The following is a 400-nucleotide window of genomic DNA, read 5'->3' as shown; positions in this document are numbered from 1 at the left end:
CCCCGAGGCGCAAGCGTGCGCGAGCGACTACATGGGATGGGTCGATCTGGCCTCCAGCAGCATGCGCGGCTCGATGGTACCGCCGCTCTTCGAGGAGATGATGACCAGCGTGCGATGAGGATCGCAGATGGTGAGCATCTCGCGCACGCGCACGGGCGAGTCGGAATCCAGCGTGCGGAACTTCACCCGAGTGGAAGCGTGTTTGTTGTATTTCGTGATGGTCATGGGCGCCTGAGTGGAACCGCCCTGACCGATGAGCAGAATGGTGTCGAGGCCCGCTTCCACCACCTCGTCGGCGAAAGCCTGGATAGCGTCCATATCGCACAAGGGGCTGGTGGCCAGATCTACCCATCCCATGTAGTCGCTCGCGCACGCTTGCGCCTCGGGGGAGAAATCGTAC

The 400-nt window shown here is 62.5% G+C and carries 1 pseudogene; it reads right to left on the bottom strand.

The window, feature by feature from the left end:
* Positions 1–27: 27 nt before the first annotated feature.
* A pseudogene (locus tag NE591_RS12950) lies at positions 28–400 on the bottom strand (glucose-6-phosphate isomerase); the annotation flags it as partial.

The sequence above is a fragment of the Adlercreutzia sp. DFI.6.23 genome, from assembly GCF_024462535.1.
GTDB classification, from domain to species: Bacteria; Actinomycetota; Coriobacteriia; order Coriobacteriales; family Eggerthellaceae; genus Adlercreutzia; species Adlercreutzia rubneri.
The sequence above is the reverse complement of the archived record's forward strand: the minus strand, read 5'-3'. Positions and strand labels throughout refer to the sequence as shown.